The organism is Alistipes sp. CAG:268, assembly GCA_000434235.1.
Classification (GTDB): domain Bacteria; phylum Bacteroidota; class Bacteroidia; order Bacteroidales; family Rikenellaceae; genus Alistipes; species Alistipes avistercoris.
Genome location: FR891993.1, coordinates 21,858 through 22,733, shown reverse-complemented (window position 1 = coordinate 22,733; position 876 = coordinate 21,858). Strand labels below are relative to the sequence as shown.

The following is an 876-nucleotide window of genomic DNA, read 5'->3' as shown; positions in this document are numbered from 1 at the left end:
GGCTTGCGGAGCGTCGGAACGGCCGCGGAGAGGCAACCGCCATACGACGGACCGGAGTTCCGGTATGCCGCTGGAGTCCGATAGGTGCGGTTGGCACGAGAGAAAAATAACAGAGAAAAAAGAAGACAAGCGATATGACAGACGATTTGATATCGGAGATCAAGGCCCCGCGGGCAGAGGGTTCGATTATCATGGTGGTGGGTGTCGGCGGTGCCGGCGGTAATGCCGTAAACCACATGTGGAACCTCGGAATCCGAGGCGTTACGTTCATGGTCTGCAACACCGACCAGCAGGCGCTGGACAAGAGCCCCGTCGAGCAGAAGATCCGCCTCGGCGCCGAGGGTCTCGGTGCGGGCAACGATCCCGAGAACGGCCGCCGTGCCGCCGTGGAGACGCTGCCCGAAATCCGGCAGCGCCTCGAGGAGGCCGGTACGAAGATGATCTTCATCACGGCCGGTATGGGCGGCGGTACGGGAACGGGCGCCTCGCCCGTGATCGCGAAGCTGGCCAAGGAGATGGGACTGCTGACCGTGGCTATCGTTACCTCGCCGCTCGCCGTCGAGGGCAAGATCCGCTATGAGCAGGCCTACCGCGGCATCGAGGAGTTGCGGCAGAATGTCGATTCGCTGCTGATCATCAACAACGAGAACATCCTCGAGATCTACGGCCGCCTCTCGCTCAAGCAGGCCTTCGGCAAGGCCGACGACATCCTGGCCTCGGCCGCCAAGGGCATCGCCGAGATCATCACCGTCGAGAGCGATCTGGTGAACGTCGATTTCGCCGATGTCTCGAAGGTGATGCACGACAGCGGCCGCGCCCACATGGCCGTTGCTACGGCCGAGGGGGACAACCGTGCCGAAGGCGGGGCCGAGGCGG

At 63.4% G+C, this 876-nt stretch carries 1 protein-coding gene; it reads left to right on the top strand.

The window, feature by feature from the left end; translation table 11 throughout:
- Window positions 1–134: 134 nt before the first annotated feature.
- Window positions 135–876, top strand: a 742-nt coding sequence (locus QZL63_RS04630; RefSeq protein ID WP_290586031.1) for a cell division protein FtsZ, incomplete at its 3' end; no start/stop codon positions are given.